This is a genomic window from Aquimarina intermedia, assembly GCF_008124785.1.
Taxonomy (GTDB): domain Bacteria; phylum Bacteroidota; class Bacteroidia; order Flavobacteriales; family Flavobacteriaceae; genus Aquimarina; species Aquimarina intermedia.
In genome coordinates this window covers 300,595-320,345 of sequence record NZ_VNHU01000003.1, presented here as the reverse complement: position 1 = coordinate 320,345, position 19,751 = coordinate 300,595, and the positions used below count along the sequence as shown (strand labels likewise).

The following is a 19,751-nucleotide window of genomic DNA, read 5'->3' as shown; positions in this document are numbered from 1 at the left end:
TTAAAACGGTTAAACCATAATAGTTAATAATACTTGTAATTAACACAAATTTTTTGCGAATTCCTCAATCATCTCTATTAACAATAGTTTGGGAAAATGATAGCAACTATTTAGTATATCACGGGCAATTTTTGAAATATCTTACTGTTGTATTATGATAAAATAAATTAAATAAAACAACTATGAAAAAAGTTTTCACACTAATCATTTTAACCGGAATAATAACCACATCATGTGTATCAAAAAAGAAATATCTTGCGGTAGAACAGGACTTACAAAACACCAGAAGTTCTTTACAAAAAACGACTGTTGAGAAAGAAGCCCTAGAAACTAAATTTGCTCAGATTGAAGCCCGGGTAGAGGATTATAATGCTAAAATTAACTCACTAACTGAAAGTAATAATGAACAAATGGTCATGGTGGACGATTTAGCTGTTATCTCAAACAACACCAAAGAAAATATGAGAAAAACATTAGAAAATGTGGACTCTCAAAAATTAAATCAAGCAAAAACTTTAAAAGATTCCATGAACCTTGCGGTTTCTCACAACCTGAAGAATTCTTTGGATCAAAGCGTAAAAGAAGATGAAAACATCTCTATAGATATTGAGAATACAGTAGTTATGATTTCTGTATCTGACAAAATGTTGTTTAATACTGGTAGTTACCGAGTAAGTAAGCGAGCAGATGAATTGTTAACCAAATTGGCCGCTGTTATTAACTCTGAACCAAGCCTTGAAGTAATGATTGAAGGTCATACAGATCCAAGAACGATACGTACGCCTGCAGTTGAGGATAATTGGGATCTTAGCGTAAAACGTGCTACTTCCATAACTCGCTTGTTGCAGAATAAGTACGATGTTGATCCAGCCAAATTAATAGCATCCGGTAGAAGTAGCTATAAACCAGTTGTTTCAAATGACACTAAAGAAAATATGGCTAAAAATCGTAGAACCCGAATTATTTTACTTCCAAATCTAGATAAATTCTTCTCTATGATATCCTCTAACTAAGCTATAGATCATAAGTATAGTATACGATGAGAGCTAATTCTTTAATGGATTAGCTTTTTTTGTTTAATTTTTTGAATTTAGTTCATCGCTACCAAAATAAAAAATTGTTTTTGAAATATCAACCAACCTACTCTGTATCCATCTGGTAATAACCACATTTTAAATAGGCTCCTTCGGGAAAAGCAATGGGGTGATCGCTGTCGTGATAGGTTTTATCAATACTATTGAAATTACGTCCTGATCGATAAAGTTCACTTTCTGAAATTTCGAAGAACTCTTCGGCTGTTACTCTTGATGAGCAAGAAGCTAAAACTAAAATTCCCGAGGGTGCAACCATCTGTACTCCTAATTTTGCCAAACGGGCATAACTTTGTTTAGCACGCAAAATTTCACTTTCTCTTTTTGCAAATGATGGGGGATCTATAACTACAATATCAAACTTTTTCTTTTCCGAAATTAATTGGGCCAACCCTTCGAAAGCATCTGCTACCATTATATGATGTGTACCTGAATGAGTATTTAGTTTAGCATTATCCTGAGCAGAAGCCAAGGCTTGCTGACTAATATCCAAACTTGTAACAGCTTTGGCACCACCGGCTAAAGCATGTACAGAGAAACCTCCCGCATAAGAAAATATATCGAGCACGGTTTTATTTTTGGACATCCCCCCTACTCGTTTACGATTATGTCGATGATCCAAAAAATAGCCGGTTTTGTGCCCATGAATTACGTTGGCTGAAAATACAACACCATGTTCTCTAAAAAGAATCACTTCATTTTTTAAGGTACCATAAAGCAGTTGTCCATCTTGGAGATCAAAAGTTTCTCCTTTGCTTTGTAACAAACGACTCATTCTCAGCACAACACTTTTAGCCTTGGTAATTTCAATTAAATTGCATACGATCGTATCAAGATAAGGAAACCAGATGTGAGAGTATAATTTGATAACCAATACATCTGCATATACATCGGCTATAAATCCGGGCATATGATCATTTTCACCAAACAATATTCTATAACTATTAGTATCAGTGGTAAGCAACGATTTTCTTTTATGCATTGCAGATTTGATCGTATCAGCAAACCATTCAGCATCAATCGTCTTTGGAGTGGCAAACTGAAGGAGTTTTATGCGTATAGGAGAATCCGGATCTAACAAACCACATGCTAAAAATTTATTCTTCTTAGCGTCATAGATTATTGCTAAATCCCCAGCTTTCCCTTCCATACTTTGTTTACTAATGCTATTTTGAAACACCCAGGGATGCTGCTTTTTTACCATCCTCTCAGCAGATGGCTTCAATTTGACAGCAATTCGATTGATAGGCAAAGAAGGTATTGTATTCATAAGCGCAAGATTATACTATTTTTAATAATCTTCATAGCTTATCACAAAAAAAAACGAAATAACTCTGTTTCGTTTTTAAGAATTTTATGATTACCGTCTTTTAGTAATAAAGGCAGTATTCATTGCTATTACAACGACCAGCATCGCAAAACTCGCCATGTGCGGTACCCACACAACAGTGACTACCATTTTGCCAGCATTGCGAACGTGCTGCACCAAAAACTTGGAGTTGCTCTTTCTTACTTAGATTTTAACTCCTGTCAAATTTAAAATACTTTTCATATACGTTTATTTAAATTATTAGATGATTCTAAGATACAGATAAACCAATAATTATGGATACAGAACACCCATACACTTTGTAAATAAGAACTATAAAATACCTAACAACAAATTAACATATTCATAAAATTAAATATATATATTTGTATTATGAATACAGAAGAAATTTTGATTATTAATAAAGCCTTATCAAATGTTACACGGATACACATCATTAATTGGCTGAAAAGCCCTGAAAAACATTTTCCTCCTCATCCTGATTTAGGTCATTTCAATGATGGGGTTTGCGGACAGTTTATTAAAGATAAAACTAACTTATCACAGCCCACGATCTCCAGTTATCTTGCTACCTTACAAAAAGCCGGATTACTATTACCTACCCGCCATGGTAAATGGACCTACTTTAAAAGAAATGAAAAAACAATTAATGAGTACGTCCAAGCATTGAACACAACTCTCTAATTATACATTACATCTGTATGAAAATTCTAATCATTGGTGCTTCAGGCACTATCGGAAAAGCAATTTACAATCATTTCTCCAAGTATCATGAGGTATTTGGTGCCCACCGTACTAGTAAAAAATATTCGGTAGATATAGAAGATAAGCAATCCATCATTGCACTATTTGAAAAACTTCCGAAGCTAGACGCCGTTGTAATTGCTGCAGGTACAGCTATTAGTAGACCATTAGATCAATTGACCGAGACTGATTATTATGTTGGAATTCGCAGTAAATTAATGGGTCAAGTACTTTGTATGCAAGTAGCCAAGGATTATCTAAAAGACAAGGGTTCTATTACCTTGACAACGGGAATATTATCCGATCATTATGAACCAGAAACTACAGCATTATCCATGGTAAATGGAGCGCTTCATAGCTTGGTGCTGACTTCTTCACAAGAACTTCCCAGAGGTATTCGGTTAAACGTTGTTGCTCCCGGAGCTATAGCCGGGGCTTATCCAAAGGACAAATTATTTGCAGGCCATCTTCCTGTAGCTATCAATGATGCAATAGTACTATATAGGAAGGCAGTAGAACAGCCCATTACAGGTCAAATCCTAAAATTGTATTAATGAAATTTCCTATGTATCAAATTGATGCCTTTACTTTGGAGGTTTTTAAAGGTAATCCTGCTGCAGTGTGTGTTCTTCCTCACTGGATTGAAGAGATCACAATGCAGCAAATTGCTGCAGAGAATAACCTGGCTGAAACAGCTTTTATCGTAAAAGAAGGAGATGATTATCGAATTAGATGGTTTATGCCCCATGCTGAGATTGATTTATGTGGCCATGCTACGCTTGCATCAGCGTTTGTCATATTCAATTATATGGAGGAGAATTTAAAAGAAATTACTTTTTTATCACGAAGTGGTAATCTAAAGGCCATACGTAATCAGAATAATGCTATAACATTGGATTTCCCCTCACGACCCCCAAAATTAATCGCAATACCTGACGAAATATATGAAGCCCTGAAATTTAAACCTGTATCCGCTCATGCGAGCAGAGATTTAATTCTTGTATATAATTCTGAAGAAGAGATTTTAAAAGAAGATCCCGCTTTAGCCTTATTAAAAGATCTCCCGTATTTGTGTATTGTCATTACTGCCCGAGGGACAACGGTTGACTTTGTTTCTCGTGTATTTGACGCAAATGCGACCTCCATTCAAGAGGATCCCGTGACTGGCTCTGCCCATAGTTCGTTGGTTCCGTTTTGGGCTTCCCAACTCAAAAAAAACAAGTTTAAAGCTAAGCAATTATCACAGCGTACCGGTGATCTATATTGTCAGCTTAGTAATGACAGAGTTTATATAACCGGATTTGCTGTACCCTTTTTAACTGGAGAAATTAATTTACCAAATACTATATGAACACCTACACAAACAGACAATGGATCTATAGTAAACGTCCTGAAAATGTAGTTGATGAACGCCATTATTCATTACAGACAACCTCACTATCAACAACAGAACTGAAAGAAAATCAAGTAGTATTAAAATCTAAATATTTTAGTTTAGATCCTTATATGAGAATTCAGCAGTCGGCCTTAGAAACTTGGGAACGACCCCATCCTTTGGATACCGTTCAAGGAGGTGCTGTAGTTGGTCAGATACAGGACATACATCCATCTTGTAGAGAATTTGAAGTAGGCGATTGGGTGTTGTCATATACGGGATGGCAAGAGTATGCGATCGCAGATGTTTCCGGCTTACGCAAGTTAAATCGGGATGAAGTACCTTTGACAACGGCCTTAGGTATTTTGGGCATGCCAGCAAGAGTTGCTTATTTTGGATTACAAGATGTAGGGCAACCAAAACCAGGAGAAACGGTTGTGGTGTCAGGTGCATCGGGAGCAGTCGGCCAAATAGTAACTCAGATAGCTAAGATAAAAGGATGTCACGTAATTGGTATTGCGGGATCTGATGAAAAAACGAAATATTTAAAAGAAACACTTCAACTGGACGGTGTTATTAATTACAAAAAATTTACTACTCAAAAGGAAATACATTTGGAATTAAAGCGATTAGCTCCCCAGGGTGTAGATATTTATTATGATAACGTTGGAGGCTATATTACTGACGCCGTAATAGATTCGATAAATACGTATGCAAGAATTATTATTTGCGGACAAATATCTCAATATTCTGACGGACTGGACACCCCTAACCTTGGTCCACGCTTTTTACATAAAATGTTATATAAACGCGCAAAAATTCAAGGAGTCCTAGCACGAGATTACAATAATCGAATGCCAGAACTTTTGGAAGAAATGACGCCGTGGGTTCAACAAGGTTTACTTCACTATAAAGAAACTATTGTCAACGGATTCGAAAATCTTCCAAAAGCACTAAACATGTTATTTTACGGTAAAAATACCGGTAAACTCATTGTAGAGGTATAATTTTTTAAACAAACAATTGATTAATTCGGGTCCGGAGTTTTCTTTTATAGTCTTCCTGTAACCAATCGCGATAGTTTTTGGTACTTTTACTAATACAATAAGAATAGCGACGCACCCGATACTCGATATCATCATTAAGCAATCTGCTTAAAATTCTAGCATCAAAAACATCTTCACTATTTTCTACACACATTTTGGCATGTTGTTCAATTGAATTTTCAAGAACACTCTTACTACGTAAATTATACTTTTTAGTTTTAGAATATTCTTCTTCAATATCAAATTCAATATCTGTGGAATTAGCAAATTCTTCTCTAATTTCACTTGGCATTACATATTTAAAATTTCTCTCGATATCCTCATCACTAACCAAGTTATCATAGTAAAAATCCGGAGATCTAAATATAGTTTGCCAATCAATTTCCGCATTCCATAATCCAAAACGGGTCGTATTATTACCCATATCAATAATGGTGAATTCTTTCTTCTCTGGTAAAATTCGAGATCCACGCCCAATCATTTGGAAATACAGCGTAAGTGATTTTGTAGCTCTGTTGAGAATTACACACTCAACAGTAGGTTCATCAAACCCCGTGGTTAGAATACTTACAGAAGTCAAAATTGCGTCATCAGTATTCTTAAACCATTCCAAGATATCGGTTCTTTCCTGTTTGCTATTGGTATTGTCCAAATGCCTGATAGGATATCCTTTTCTCGCAAAGGTATCATACACATGAATAGAGGTATTAATACCGTTGTTAAAGATCAGCGTCTTTTTCCCTTTGGCTTTTTCTTCATATGCACTCAACAATTTATCTTGCATCATTGCATTACTATACAAATCTTCTGAAGATTTTACTGTATAGTCACCGTTCATACCAATTTTTAAGGAACCTAATCCTACATTATGTGTATAAGTTACAGGTTCCGCCAAAAAACCCTTACCAATCAACCCGCTGATTGTATCTCCTACTATCAATTCTTGATAATTATCCTTCATGGGGAGCTTCATATTTGAGCTCAACGGTGTAGCGGTTACTCCGAGAATAAAGCAATTCTCAAAGTATTTAAATAATTTTCTGAAAGAATTGTAATGTGCTTCATCAATGATGACCATTCCTATATCACCAATCTCTAATTTATCATCGTTCAGACGGTTATTAAGGGTCTCGACCATGGCCACAAAACACATATAGTCCCCCTGATCATATAGTTCTTTTACGTCACTATTAATGATCTTGTTACGTACACCAAACTCTGATAACATATTAGAGGTCTGCGCACATAGTTCAATTCTATGGGTTAAAATAACTACCTTTTTTTGCGTAGTTTTTATGTATCTTCTTACAATTTCAGAAAAAATAACTGTTTTTCCACCACCGGTTGGTAATTGATATAACAAATTATATTTTTCTGGAAATTCATCAAGTCTGGAAAATATTTTATCAATATCTCTATCTTGATAATCGTATAAAACCTTTTGCTCTTTTCTTTCTATTTCCATGGGTTTTCCCCGCATTTGCTCAATTTTAAAAATAAGGTACAAAACTAAGCACTTTCAGAGGTTATAGAAAAGATTTCCCTTTCTTTTTCTGAAAAAAATAAAATAGATAAATGTTAATTCTACTAAACACATCATACAAAACCATTTGAAAATGTAATTTTAACATCTCTAATCATTTTCAATGACCGAAAAACAAAATAAAAAAAACGTTCCGGTACAAGCATTACTGGTACCTAAACACATTCTAAAAATAGGTAGTACCTTAAATCGTCTATCTCCTTTTTTAGCATCACGTTTTGCTGCTCGCCTTTTTCTAACACCTTTTTCGTACAAAATGCCAGAACGCGAAAAAAGAATGTTTGATAACAGCAAACGTGAATTAATTAAAATCCCCGCTATTCGCAGAGAGGTAATGATTTATACGTACGGAAATTCGGATAAGAAAATTTTATTAGCTCACGGTTGGTCCGGTACAGGCACACAATTAGCTATGCTTGCTGCAAAATTATTAGAGCATGGCTATAGTACTGTTAGCTTTGATGCCCCTGCACATGGTCATTCTCCGGGTAAGAGAACCATGATGCCGCATTTTATTGAAACCATACTTCATTTATACAATTCTCACGGCCCTTTTGAAGCTGCTGTTGGACATTCACTTGGTGGTATGTCATTATTAAAAGCTACGAGTGATGGCTTGCCGATTAACAAACTGGTAATTATTGGTACCGCTAATAGTGTTACGGCTATTACTCAGAATTTTGCTAAGAACATGCAATTGAGTAAAGAGGTAAGTGTTCTTTTAAAACAGTACTTTGACAAAAAATTCGGAGAAGATTTGGACGCCTATTCTGGCGCCGTTTCTGCCGAGGGTGTCACAATACCTACCTTGGTCGTTCATGACAAGCATGATGTTGATGTACATCATAGCTGTGCCTATGAAATCGCAGATAAGCTAAAGAAAGGCACCTTACTATTAACCGAAAACTTGGGGCATCGCAAAATACTTGGTGATGAAAATGTGATAAAAGATATTACAAGCTTCATCATGGAATAATTCTTGATAATCATATGTAATGTTTGTGAGATTAAAGAGACTATAAAAGAAAAGAATTGATATGAAAAATTTGTTGTTAGTAGGTTTGATCACGTTGCTTTTCAGCTGTAATGGTACAGCACAAAAAAGTACTGAGACTAATACAAAAGAAAAAGAAACTTTTAAAGTCGTGAAGTCTGATAAAGAATGGAAAGAGCTTTTGACAAAAGATCAATATTATGTACTCCGTCAGGAAGGAACAGAACGACCTTTTTCTAGTCCGCTAAACAAAGTTACACAAGCCGGAACTTTTCATTGTGCAGCATGTAATACGCCGCTTTATGAAACCAAACATAAGTTTGACAGCGGTACTGGTTGGCCGAGTTTTGACCGAGGTATTGATGGTAATATTGCATATGATAGTGATCGAAAATTGGGCTATGTGAGAACAGAGTTAGTATGTGGCACCTGTGGCGGACATTTAGGTCATATGTTTAATGACGGACCTAGCGACACTACAGGCAAACGTCATTGTATCAACGGAGATGCATTAACTTTTGAACCAACAAATTAATAATTATGAGTACGTATGCTATAAATAAATCAGAGGCTGATTGGAAAAGAGAGCTCACAGAAGAACAATATCGGGTCTTGCGTGAAAAAGGCACCGAACGTCCTTTTACCGGGACGTATAATATGCATTTTGAAGACGGACTCTACAGATGTATGGGGTGCGAATCTCCGTTGTTTGAGAGTGCTTCAAAATTTGAATCCGGTTGTGGTTGGCCTAGTTTTGATGCTCCTATAGAGGGCGCTGTAGAATATATACAGGACAAGTCGCATGGAATGATTCGTACTGAAATAGTATGTTCGAATTGTGGAAGCCATTTAGGTCATGTTTTTAATGACGGACCTACAAAAACCGGAGAACGCTATTGTGTGAATTCGGTAAGCATTAACTTTGACGAAAAGTAAGTTTCAAATTAACCTAAATTATATTTATGAAAAAAGTCATTCTTTTATTGAGTCTTACAACGATTCTTTTTACATCATGTGAAGGTGATCAAGGACCTCCCGGTTTAGATGGTTTGCAAGGAGAACCAGGTATATCCATTCTGGCACAAGTCTTTGAAGGGATTGGGACTTTTAACAGCGCAAATAACTATACTTTAATCTTTGACTACCCTAGTAACATTGATGTTTTTGAATCTGATGTGGCTTTAGTGTACTTGAGAGAAGAAGTAAACAACGGATTAGAAGTATGGACTCCCCTACCACGAACTTTTTATTTTGATACCGGAGGTTTTGTTGAATACAACTTTAATTTTACAATCGATGATGTTGCTATTTTTTTAGATAGTGATATTAATTTTGGTTCTTTGGATCCTATAGTTACCGATGATCAAATTTTTAGAATTGTAATTGTTCCCGGAGAATTTGCAAAACACAATGATACCAGTGATATTAATAGCGTATTGACACAATTCAATCTTCAAAATACACCTACTACCTTGGATTAAATGGAAGCGTTACTTTCGACCATAAAAGATTGTACGGTGTGTGAAAAATATTTACCTCACGGTGCCAATCCAATACTCGAAGTAAGTAGCACATCTAAAATTTTGCTTATCAGTCAAGCGCCAGGTCGTATAGCACATTTCAAGAGTTTAGCTTGGGATGATGCTGGCGGGAAACGATTAAAACAGTGGTTGAACGTTTCTGAAGAAGAGTTTTATAATACAGACAATTTCGCCATCTTTCCGATGGCGTTTTGTTATCCGGGCAAAGCAACGGTCGGGGACTTACCGCCACGCCCCGAATGCGCTCCTTTATGGCATCAACAAGTACTATCAAAATTGAGAACAACGCCTTTAAAGATTCTTATAGGTAAATACGCTCAGGATTACTATCTGCGAGACACGAGGACCCTAACTGAACGCGTAAAAAATATCGGTAGCTATTTACCGAATTATCTTCCGCTCCCCCACCCATCACCTATAAATCGATTTTGGATGCAAAAAAATCCGTGGTTTGAAGAAGATACTATTCCATTCCTGCAAAGCAAGATTCGTGCAATGCTTGAATAATATGCTTTTACGTTCAAACAATAATGCGTAAATTCGTCACTTCAAAAAATTGACATTTATGAGCGCATATGATATTATCGTGCTAGGAAGCGGTCCGGGAGGATATGTGACTGCTATTCGAGCTTCGCAATTAGGATTTAAAACAGCTGTAATCGAAAAAGAAAACCTGGGTGGTGTTTGTTTGAATTGGGGATGTATACCAACAAAAGCATTGCTGAAAAGTGCACAAGTATTTGATTATTTAAAACATGCATCAGATTACGGATTAACTGTTGAAAAGTTTGATAAAGATTTTGATGCTGTGGTAAACAGAAGTCGCGGTGTTGCTGACGGAATGAGCAAAGGTGTTCAGTTCTTGATGAAAAAAAATAAAATCGATGTTATTGATGGTTTTGGTAAACTAAAATCTAACTCACAAGTTACGGTAACAGATAGTGAAGGTAAGGCAACCGATTATGAAGCTAAGCACATCATTATAGCAACTGGTGCAAGATCTCGTGAACTACCGAATTTACCTCAGGATGGCGAAAAAATTATTGGATATCGCAAAGCGATGAGCCTAAAAAAACAGCCTAAAAAAATGATCGTAGTAGGTTCTGGTGCAATTGGTGTTGAGTTCGCTCATTTTTATAACTCCATGGGTACTGAGGTAACGATCGTTGAATTCTTACCTAATCTAGTTCCGTTAGAGGACGAAGAAGTTTCAAAACAGTTTGAACGTAGTTTTAAGAAAGCCGGAATTAAGGTAATGACAAATTCTTCAGTTGAAAGTGTCGATACTTCCGGTGATGGTGTAAAGGCAACGGTTAAGACGAAAAAAGGCGAGGAAATTCTTGAAGCAGATGTTGTTTTATCAGCTGTTGGTATCAAAACGAATATAGAAGGTATAGGCCTTGAAGATTTGGGCATCGCTACCGATAGAGATAAGATTGTTGTTAATGATTGGTATCAGACCAATATCCCAGGTATCTATGCTATTGGAGATGTTGTACCGGGACCAGCCTTAGCTCACGTTGCTTCCGCCGAAGGTATTATTTGTGTGGAAAAAATTGCAGGAATGCATGTGGAAGCATTAGATTACGGTAATATTCCAGGATGTACATATGCTACTCCTGAAATAGCAAGTGTAGGATTAACTGAAAAGCAAGCTAAAGAAGCTGGTCACGAAATCAAGGTAGGTAAATTTCCTTTTTCGGCATCTGGGAAAGCAAGTGCGGCCGGTACAAAAGATGGTTTCGTAAAGGTAATCTATGACGCGAAATATGGTGAATGGTTAGGTTGTCATATGATTGGCGCAGGTGTTACCGATATGATTGCCGAAGCAGTGTTAGGTAGAAAATTGGAAACAACAGGTCATGAAGTTTTAAAAGCAGTGCATCCTCACCCTACAATGAGTGAAGCTGTTATGGAAGCTACTGCCGATGCATATGGTGAAGTAATTCACCTATAATACTACTAATTGTAGATTATTAAAATATTGAAAAAGTCCGGTAAAAAATCTTACCGGACTTTTTTATACTAATTTGATAAGCCTGAAATACTAAAAGAAGGCACCGGTAATCTCAATCCAAAAAACCAATAAGGATCCCCCGTAAATACATTGATGGCTAAACCAGTTTGCAGGTAATCATGAAGTGCCGAAACCACAATTCCTGTACCTAACTCTGGTACATCATCACCGTCAAAATCCGGTGCAGAAATATGCAAACCTATTCCCCAGTCAAATATCCGATTATAAGCCACAGATTGTCTTCTTAACTTCTGGTCAAAAACTCCCTTGAGCAGCATATTGTAATAGGGCGCCATTTGAAACTGTGTTTCAATAGCTGTACGTGAGAGAGGGTCAGCAAATACAACCCCTACCGTTCCTTCAATATGAGGCAACACCTTATACAAATAAATTTCTCGAGTCTCTTGATATATTTCTTTTGTAGGAGCTCTCAATAATAATTTAAATAAAATTCGATCCCCTTGCTGCCGGATACCGGCGGTATACAGATCTAATTCAGTATCTTTTGGTACTTCTGAAAGCATCAGATTTAAAACTTCATCTGAAAACTGTAAGGCCTCAAAATCAACCTCAACCCCACGAAGCAACGATTTGATATTTTTAAATAGTGAATCCTGAGATACAATTTCTAACCAAGAGGTATACGTTGTTATGATTTTGGTCAATTCCTCCCCAAGTTTAGCGATCTCTTCAGTATCCTGGCCAAGCTTTTTTAAATTCTCGTAAGTATTTACAAATTTTAAAACAAGTTGCTTTCCCTCTTGTTCTGTAATATATATAAGATCTTCTTCGATTTGATTGACAACAGAAATTATCGCTTCTTTAGAATCCAATGAAAGATTTTGATAAAATTTCAATTTTTGCTCGATTGTTTTAATAAAAAACTTAAAATCAATGACTAATTCTTTGATTTGGGATTGGATTGCCTTATAGTTGGGATGGTCTATATTTTCGAGTGCAGCTTCTAAATTTTCAAATAAACTTTTACTATCTAAAAATAATAATTCCTTGATTCGATCAATTTCAGTTTCAATGTATTTTTTAATGAGAGATAAATCTTGGTTGCGATTTTTAGCTGCAATTTCATTAAGCTGTTTTAATGCAGCAACTTGTTCTTTGGTTGGTAGAATCTGCCATCGCTCCACTTCATAGCTTTCTTGCGGTTCGATGATATCAAATCCCGGCAGGTGTAATGGTAACGGTTCTCTTTTACTATATAACCAAGCTCCTAACTGCAAATACACTCCCTCTTCTTGAGCTGTAATTTGTACTTCAGCACGCATTCGGTTTAAAACAATAGAAGTCCGTGCATAAATGTCCTCCGGCCTAAAGCCACCGGGGCCTTCTTCAATATAAGGGTCAATTTGTGTTAAAGCCTCCACCGGAGCAACTAACTGCTGCATGGTACTCACCCATTCTTTATTCAGTAAGCTGTTCGCTTTGAATTTTCTATAATCGTATTCCTCTAGGAGAATTTTAAATTGAGAAAGTACTTTATTCCGCTCTTCCAAAGCTACAGAGAGCTTGTTTATTTTACTTATTATATCAGAAGGTAATCCTAATCCTTGTAAATCTAATCCTTTTACTTTGTCCAGTAAATCCTCTACAGTAATTTGAATATGAAGTGTACTGTTAATATCGGATACTTTGTTGTTGACATATGATTCCCGAATTTCATTTTGAGCTGTCCGATACTTACCGTCACGATCTACCTCAACAACTCGCAAAACGGACTCCACTTGTTGCGAATAAAGCGTAGTCGAAACAAAGATCAAAAAACAAGAGCTATATGTAAAAAAGAAGCGACGCGTCATAAGGCTGTTAAATCTTTATCGTATGCCATTGCTCTAAATATGAGTCGGTCAATATAATACACCGAACGATTATCCAATTTGGACACTGCAACATAATCAGCAACATTATCAAAAACATTCGTGATTGAGATCATGACCAAAGCATCCAAGCCCTCTAATTGCAATGGTTTAAGTCTTGGATTTATTTTTAAACTAAAAAGAATATCTTTTATTAAAGATATATTAGGTGCATGCACCACCCGAACTCCTTTATAAAAAATATCTGATGAATTAATTAAAACCGTACATTTTTCAACAGCTCTAATAGCTATATCACTACTTCCTAAGACTAATAAAACTGTTACCGGTTCATTTTTTATAAAATCGATAAAAACATGCTGAGCTTCGTCTGGATCATTTTCAGATAATGTGAGCGGAAGAATCATAGATTTTAATTTTACAACATACCTTAAAGGTACACAATTCCATAGATTTATAGTTTGGGCTTTTCAATAAATTATAAAATGTATTATTTAGGTAGTAAATCGCAAAACCAAAAAGAAGTATCCCAAGATACCTCATCTTCATCTTTATAACAATTATCCTCTTTTTTTGTCGTCGGTTTATAGTCTCTTTTGATTAAGTCACCTATAGTAAACTCTATAGGAGTATTAAAAATAGGGCCGTCAAAAACGAAGGTGTGAAATTCACCGTTTTCACCACACGGATCTACTTCTATTGGTAAATCATCGATAAATTTATGATCAATAATTCTCCCACAAAACGAGGCATCCAAAAGTTTTGCATTTACACAAACCGTTATGGCTTTAAACCCAAGATTCACAAAATTCTCAAGGAGTTCTGTTGTATTTTTTTTCCATAAGGGAAATAAAGCTTGGATATTAAGCTTAGAAAGTTGTTTTTCGCGGTATTTTCTGAGATCTTCCAAAAAAATATCACCAAAAACACAATGCGTGAATCCTGCTTCTTTTAAATTCTCCACTTTATACTGAAAAATTTGAGTATACGCTTCCATAGATACTGTGGCTGGCAGGTATATCTTTTCTAGAGGTATCCCTAAACTTTGTGCCTGTTGATCAAGTAAGGTCTCTCTTAATCCATGCATGGATACACGTTCATAGTCTTTGTTAACTGTGGTTATTAATCGAGTTATTTCAACATCCGGTTGTTGTAGAATATAATACAATGCTAAGCTTGAATCCTTCCCACTACTCCAATTGAAATATGTTTTTTTCATTACTCAATCAAGCTATGAATTCCTAACACATAACTTTTGAGACCAAACCCTACAATAACTCCTTTAGCGTTGGGAGAGATAAACGAAGTATGTCTAAATTTTTCTCTACTAAAAGTATTAGAAATATGCACTTCTACCACTGGAACAGAAACCGATTTTATAGCATCTCCTATACCGATAGACGTATGTGTATAGGCTCCGGCATTCAATACGATCCCGTCAAATACTTCATCTGCTTTTTGAATATGAGAAATAAGCTCTCCTTCAATATTAGATTGTTGATAGGCTAGTTCGACATCTTTAAAATCAAACTGTAATTTGATAAAAAAAGCTTCGAATGTTTGATGACCATATATAGATGGTTCTCGTTTGCCAAGCATGTTAAGATTAGGACCGTTGAGGATCAATATTTTCATGGTTCAATTTGTTTTGTAGCTCTCACAAAGGTATTTAAATTTTTAAGTATAACTTAAAAATAATAAAGCACCCGTACGGGTGCTTTATAAATCTATATTACTTCAAAGTTGTTAGAACTTATATCCAACAGCAAATTGAATTACAGAATTTTTTTGATTAACATTATCAGAACCTTCGTAATCGTTAATGTTTGATAAACCTAAGTTATAACGACCATCAAAGAAAAGACCTCCTTCTAATTGATACCCTAAACCAAAGTTTAAACCAAAATCAACAGTCGATAAATCATCTTTAATATCTGTATCATATTCTACAGTAACATTCTGTTCTGTATACTCTCCCTCATCTTTCGCTGAAACTAAAATTCCAAGTTGAGGACCAGCTTGTAAACTTAATCCTTCAGCTACATAAAATTTTGCCATCATTGGAATATTTATATACGAAAGTTTGACAGTTGACTCATCACTAAATCCTACATCACTATCCTCATACTTAGCTCCTTGTGTAGAAAATAAAACTTCTGGTTGAAAAGCGAATTTATCACTTACAGGAATTTCTACAACCCCACCTAAAGTAAATCCTATCTTAGAACTAAGCTCATCAGTGAAATCACCAGTGATAGATGCAATATTAAGACCTGCTTTAGCTCCAAATCTTACAGCTTCTTCTTGAGCACTTAAATTGGATAACATTACTGTTGCAAATGCAACCATGAGAGATTTTTTTAACATAATAAAAATTTTAAAGTTTAAAAGTTTCGTCAAATGTATGATTTAAATCGATAAACTACATAAAAATACGTAAAAAGTTAATACTATCTTAAAATATTAAAATACTATGCATAATCTCTTTTTCCTAATATTCTCTACTTAAATTTGTACTAAATGAACCATTTATGAACTGGGATCATGCAATTGCCGATTATACACATTATCTCAAAATTGAGCGGGGACTCTCGCAAAATTCTGTGTCCAGTTATGTGCTTGATCTAAAGAAGCTGATAAAATTTTTGGATGCTAATAAAATTAGCGCTTCACCTGTTTCCATTTCGAAAGAAATCATACAGCAATTTATTTATGAAATTGCGCAAGAACTGAATCCAAGATCGCAATCAAGAGTAATTTCGGGACTCAAGAGCTTTTTTAACTATTTGGTTTTTGAAAAGTACCGAACTACCAATCCAACAGAATTACTTGAAGCGCCCAAAATTGGAAGAAAATTACCCGATACACTTTCTGTTGATGAAATAGATACCTTAATTGCAGCTATCGATCTTTCTACGGAGTTGGGAGAGCGCAATCGAGCTATTATAGAAACTTTATACGGTTGTGGGTTACGTGTTAGTGAACTCATAGAGCTACGTCTTTCTAATTTATTTTTTAAAGAAGGTTTTATCAGCGTAACCGGTAAAGGTGACAAGCAACGCTTTGTTCCTATCAGTCATACTACAGAAAAGTATATTGAAATATATCGTACGCAGGTACGCAATCACATGCCGATACAAGCTGGATTTGAAGACACCTTATTTCTTAACCGTAGAGGAAAACAACTGACTAGAGCGATGATCTTTACCATAATCAAACAATTGGTAAAATTAAGTGGTCTACAAAAAAATGTGAGTCCGCACACCTTTAGACATTCTTTTGCAACCCACCTCTTGGAAAATGGAGCCGATCTACGTGCTATACAACTAATGTTAGGACACGAGAGCATCACCACTACAGAAATTTATATGCATATGGATCGCAGTATGTTAAGCGATATTATGAATACATATCATCCGAGAAGATAATCCTCACAAATAGAAAACCTCAATCGAGCTAACGATTGAGGTTTTACTTATTAGAATTTTATTTTTAAAAATTCGGACGTGTTGCTCTACCTGAAGGCATTGCATTGTCCGAAGTCATATCTACAGGATTATTCAGCCCGGTAGTGACGCCTGCATTGGCACTTAATGGTTTTATAAAAAATGGTGCCGGATCACGATCCTCGAAAGGTTCAATCGTAATAAATACTTCTTTACCCCTTACATCAGCAGGAAAAGTAACTCCAGTTAACGGAATTTGACTTGGAATGATTAAAAAATCTTCTCCCGGATACGGAGGAATGGTACCACCCGATCCTTTGAAAAAATTTGCATCATCGATAGCATTAACTTTGGTAAATGTTCCTGTGGATACCTTTTTACCATCAAAATCTACCCATCCTTCATATTTCCATCCTTTACCCAATGCCGGCAAAGTCAAACTTGCACTCCCTCCATTACGAAACCAAACTCCAAATTCATCATTATCAGAAGCTTCATCCGTTGGCGTATGTAATACAAACTGCCCTGAGGTAGCAGATAAGTCAGCAACCACAGACTCAAAATCCAGCGGTGCCGATGTGCCATTAAATTTACCTTTTAATATAATTGCGCCAGAAGGCTCAGGGTCGGTATCATTAACCGGTTCTATAGACAATAGAAATTCCGTTGCATCTTCCAGGTCTGAAGCTAGTACAGATAAGTTGACCGTATTGGTTGGATCCGTAAAACGTTCTGTTGGTTTTGCTTCACCATTAACTACTAGCCATCCTTGATAGGAAGTACCACCTGTTAAGCGTTCCAATCCAATAGTTTGAATACTTAACACTTCTGTCGCAGGACCATCATCTTTTGAACATCCTGTAAGTAATAACCCACCTGTAAGGATACAGGCCAGCATTTTTCTCTTTATCATCATATTGCTTTCTTTAATTATTTTGTTCAATCTAATATAACTATGAAAAACGAATTTCATTGTACAAATGAACAAATTTAATTTTTAAGAATTCTCAGTATGTGCAGGTGTTTTAGTTTCAAATAAATTTAAAAATGATTTACCTATATACTGCACTACATCTGTTGCTAATAGACCTTGATACCCTGTAGTTTGAATAGCCAAATCCCCGGAAAGTCCATGCAAATAAACTCCCACTAAGGTGGCCTGTAGCGAATTATAGCCCTGTGCTATTAAACCTGTAATCATTCCGGTAAGCGCATCTCCCGTACCACCAGTCGCCATTCCGGGATTTCCAGTTGTATTGATATACAACGTATCGTCGTTCACAATTAACGTATAGGCTCCTTTTATAACTAAGATACATTGATATCGTTTGGAGTACTCCTTGGCTTTTTTGATTTTTTCAAAGTCGTCTTTCCAAGAACCAACGAGTCGTTCTAGTTCCTTTGGATGTGGGGTTAGGATGGAACCCGAAGGGATATGTTTGGCTAAGTCGCCATGTTGAGCTATGCTATTCAATGCATCTGCATCCAAAACAACTGGAATTTCTATCTTTTTTAAGAAATTTTCGAATGCCAATATAGTGTTCTTATTTGTCCCCATTCCCATTCCAATGCCAATCGCATTTGGTTCTACATCATAATCTATCGCTTTAATATAATTATCATTATCGTCTGTCACTACCATAGCCGTAGGTACTGCGGTTTGCAATGCTGTATAACCACATTCTGGAATATAGGATGTTGCCAATCCGGCACCTACTCTCATTGCAGCCTCTGTGGCTATTATCATACTTCCGATTTTACCGTAGCTGCCGCCAATCAAAAGACAATGTCCATAGGTGCCTTTATGAGCAAATTTCTCACGTGGTTGATACATTGATCGTATCATATTTTTGCTGATAAGCTCAGCTACGCCTTTGCTCTCATTCATAAAAAGTTGGTCCTGTCCGATATCCAATACCTCAAAATCACGACTGTACACAGCGGTTTCCGGAAGAAAAAAGGCAAGTTTTGGTGTTTGAAAGGTAAATGTTGTAGAAGCCTTTATTACACCGTCAGAAGTATCCGGTGCTCTATCCGCATACAAACCTGAAGGAATATCTATGGACAACACAAAAGCATTGCTTGCGTTAATGTGCTGGATTAACTTTACTACCCACCCCACCAACGGACGATTAAGCCCTATTCCGAAAATTGCATCAACTACTATATCTTTTTCAGATAATTGCGGAAAATCAGTCTCGGATTTCAGTTGGGTTGGCCATGTGGTGTTTAAAGCAATTAATCGATCATAATTCTTTAAAAAATCATCTGACCTTTTATCAGTAAAGTTAACTATATAAGTCTTCACTTTATAACCGTGTTCCGGTAATAATCTGGAAAGTACCAAACCATCGCCACCATTATTACCTATACCACAAAAAATATGAAATAAAACATCCGCCCCCTTTAATTTTGCATGAATGCTATTAAAAATTTGCGTTGCCGCACGTTCCATTAGTTCTAAAGAGCTTATATTTTGAGATCGTAAAGTAGCCTGATCTGCCTTTTGCAATTGTTCTGCTGAAAGAATTTTCATCTAATTTATATGAATTTAACAATAAAAGCTTATGAAATATATCTAATTGACAAATATTCTATAAGTTTTATTAGATTTTGAGTTTTTTGATTTATAATGAATACATTTGAAATATAAAGATATAATAATCCTATGTTCAGTACCGTTAACCTATCGGTTTTCTTTTCCAAAAGTTTGTTGTCACCTTCTCCGGTGATTAGCAATATGGACGGTATGTTTATTTTTACTACAATTACCCTTTGGGGTTATGTTTCTA

General features: G+C 35.9%; 21 protein-coding genes. 12 read left to right on the top strand and 9 right to left on the bottom strand.

Annotation, left to right across the window (positions count from 1 at the left end; translation table 11 throughout):
• Window positions 1-182 precede the first annotated feature (182 nt).
• On the top strand, window positions 183-1,013 hold the full coding sequence (locus BD809_RS06775) for an OmpA/MotB family protein (RefSeq protein WP_148782211.1): 831 nt from the start codon (window positions 183-185) through the stop codon (window positions 1,011-1,013).
• Window positions 1,014-1,140: 127 nt separating this feature from the next.
• Here the strand turns inward: BD809_RS06775 and BD809_RS06770 are convergent, their stop codons facing one another.
• On the bottom strand, window positions 1,141-2,361 hold the full coding sequence (locus BD809_RS06770; RefSeq protein ID WP_148782210.1) for a class I SAM-dependent rRNA methyltransferase: 1,221 nt from the start codon (window positions 2,359-2,361) through the stop codon (window positions 1,141-1,143).
• A gap of 432 nt (window positions 2,362-2,793) precedes the next feature.
• Between BD809_RS06770 and BD809_RS06765 the strand changes: the two genes are divergently transcribed.
• The 4 genes from BD809_RS06765 to BD809_RS06750 are packed head-to-tail and all read left to right on the top strand — an operon-like array spanning window position 2,794 to window position 5,547.
• Window positions 2,794-3,105 carry an ArsR/SmtB family transcription factor gene (locus BD809_RS06765; RefSeq protein ID WP_148782209.1) on the top strand — a complete coding sequence of 104 codons (312 nt, stop codon included), beginning with the start codon at window positions 2,794-2,796 and terminating at the stop codon, window positions 3,103-3,105.
• 17 nt (window positions 3,106-3,122) lie between these two features.
• Window positions 3,123-3,719, top strand: coding sequence for a short chain dehydrogenase (locus tag BD809_RS06760; RefSeq protein WP_148782208.1), 597 nt, complete (start codon window positions 3,123-3,125; stop codon window positions 3,717-3,719).
• Entirely contained in the window at window positions 3,719-4,516 is a 798-nt protein-coding gene (locus tag BD809_RS06755) for a PhzF family phenazine biosynthesis protein (RefSeq protein ID WP_148782207.1), read from the top strand. The genes BD809_RS06760 and BD809_RS06755 overlap by 1 nt, the downstream gene beginning before the upstream one ends.
• Window positions 4,513-5,547, top strand: a complete 1,035-nt coding sequence (locus BD809_RS06750; RefSeq protein ID WP_148782206.1) for an NADP-dependent oxidoreductase — start codon at window positions 4,513-4,515, stop codon at window positions 5,545-5,547. The genes BD809_RS06755 and BD809_RS06750 overlap by 4 nt, the downstream gene beginning before the upstream one ends.
• Window positions 5,548-5,551: 4 nt before the next feature.
• Here BD809_RS06750 and BD809_RS06745 read toward each other — a convergent pair whose 3' ends face one another.
• Window positions 5,552-7,066 carry a DEAD/DEAH box helicase gene (locus BD809_RS06745; RefSeq protein WP_246131447.1) on the bottom strand — a complete coding sequence of 505 codons (1,515 nt, stop codon included), beginning with the start codon at window positions 7,064-7,066 and terminating at the stop codon, window positions 5,552-5,554.
• Between the two features lie 166 nt (window positions 7,067-7,232).
• Here BD809_RS06745 and BD809_RS06740 point away from each other — a divergent pair, with 166 nt between their 5' ends.
• The 6 genes from BD809_RS06740 (at window position 7,233) to lpdA (ending at window position 11,621) form a co-directional block, all read left to right on the top strand.
• Complete coding sequence (locus tag BD809_RS06740; protein WP_148782205.1) at window positions 7,233-8,105, top strand: alpha/beta hydrolase; 873 nt, start codon at window positions 7,233-7,235, stop codon at window positions 8,103-8,105.
• A 61-nt stretch (window positions 8,106-8,166) separates the two neighbouring features.
• Complete coding sequence (gene msrB, locus BD809_RS06735) at window positions 8,167-8,658, top strand: peptide-methionine (R)-S-oxide reductase MsrB (protein ID WP_148782204.1); 492 nt, start codon at window positions 8,167-8,169, stop codon at window positions 8,656-8,658.
• Window positions 8,659-8,663: 5 nt separating this feature from the next.
• Window positions 8,664-9,059, top strand: a complete 396-nt coding sequence (msrB, locus tag BD809_RS06730; RefSeq protein WP_148782203.1) for a peptide-methionine (R)-S-oxide reductase MsrB — start codon at window positions 8,664-8,666, stop codon at window positions 9,057-9,059.
• Window positions 9,060-9,085: 26 nt separating this feature from the next.
• Window positions 9,086-9,604: a hypothetical protein gene (locus BD809_RS06725; protein ID WP_148782202.1), complete on the top strand. Its 519-nt coding sequence runs from the start codon at window positions 9,086-9,088 to the stop codon at window positions 9,602-9,604.
• A complete protein-coding gene (locus BD809_RS06720; protein WP_148782201.1) occupies window positions 9,605-10,171 on the top strand; it encodes a uracil-DNA glycosylase family protein in 567 nt (188 codons plus the stop codon).
• 58 nt (window positions 10,172-10,229) lie between these two features.
• Complete coding sequence (gene lpdA / locus BD809_RS06715) at window positions 10,230-11,621, top strand: dihydrolipoyl dehydrogenase (RefSeq protein ID WP_148782200.1); 1,392 nt, start codon at window positions 10,230-10,232, stop codon at window positions 11,619-11,621.
• 68 nt (window positions 11,622-11,689) lie between these two features.
• On the opposite strand, the gene BD809_RS06710 is transcribed toward lpdA, so the two are convergent.
• From BD809_RS06710 to BD809_RS06690, 5 genes are all read right to left on the bottom strand, one after another.
• On the bottom strand, window positions 11,690-13,456 hold the full coding sequence (locus BD809_RS06710; protein ID WP_148782199.1) for a hypothetical protein: 1,767 nt from the start codon (window positions 13,454-13,456) through the stop codon (window positions 11,690-11,692).
• A gap of 35 nt (window positions 13,457-13,491) precedes the next feature.
• Window positions 13,492-13,920: a hypothetical protein gene (locus BD809_RS06705; RefSeq protein ID WP_148782198.1), complete on the bottom strand. Its 429-nt coding sequence runs from the start codon at window positions 13,918-13,920 to the stop codon at window positions 13,492-13,494.
• Between the two features lie 83 nt (window positions 13,921-14,003).
• Window positions 14,004-14,732, bottom strand: a complete 729-nt coding sequence (locus tag BD809_RS06700; protein WP_148782197.1) for a Dph6-related ATP pyrophosphatase — start codon at window positions 14,730-14,732, stop codon at window positions 14,004-14,006.
• Window positions 14,732-15,148 (bottom strand): type II 3-dehydroquinate dehydratase, encoded by a 417-nt coding sequence (gene aroQ / locus BD809_RS06695; protein WP_148782196.1) that lies wholly within the window; start codon window positions 15,146-15,148, stop codon window positions 14,732-14,734. The genes BD809_RS06700 and aroQ overlap by 1 nt, the downstream gene beginning before the upstream one ends.
• Before the next feature lie 111 nt (window positions 15,149-15,259).
• On the bottom strand, window positions 15,260-15,880 hold the full coding sequence (locus BD809_RS06690; protein WP_148782195.1) for a porin family protein: 621 nt from the start codon (window positions 15,878-15,880) through the stop codon (window positions 15,260-15,262).
• A 164-nt stretch (window positions 15,881-16,044) separates the two neighbouring features.
• On the opposite strand from BD809_RS06690, the gene xerD reads away from it, so the two are divergent.
• Window positions 16,045-16,941 (top strand): site-specific tyrosine recombinase XerD, encoded by an 897-nt coding sequence (gene xerD, locus BD809_RS06685; protein ID WP_148782194.1) that lies wholly within the window; start codon window positions 16,045-16,047, stop codon window positions 16,939-16,941.
• Window positions 16,942-17,005: 64 nt separating this feature from the next.
• Here the strand turns inward: xerD and BD809_RS06680 are convergent, their stop codons facing one another.
• Together BD809_RS06680 and BD809_RS06675 are read right to left on the bottom strand one after the other, a co-directional pair.
• Complete coding sequence (locus BD809_RS06680; protein ID WP_148782193.1) at window positions 17,006-17,875, bottom strand: anti-sigma factor; 870 nt, start codon at window positions 17,873-17,875, stop codon at window positions 17,006-17,008.
• Between the two features lie 81 nt (window positions 17,876-17,956).
• The gene (locus BD809_RS06675; protein ID WP_148782192.1) at window positions 17,957-19,495 is read right to left on the bottom strand and encodes an NAD(P)H-hydrate dehydratase; all 1,539 of its coding nucleotides are present in this window, start codon (window positions 19,493-19,495) and stop codon (window positions 17,957-17,959) included.
• Window positions 19,496-19,751 lie beyond the last annotated feature (256 nt).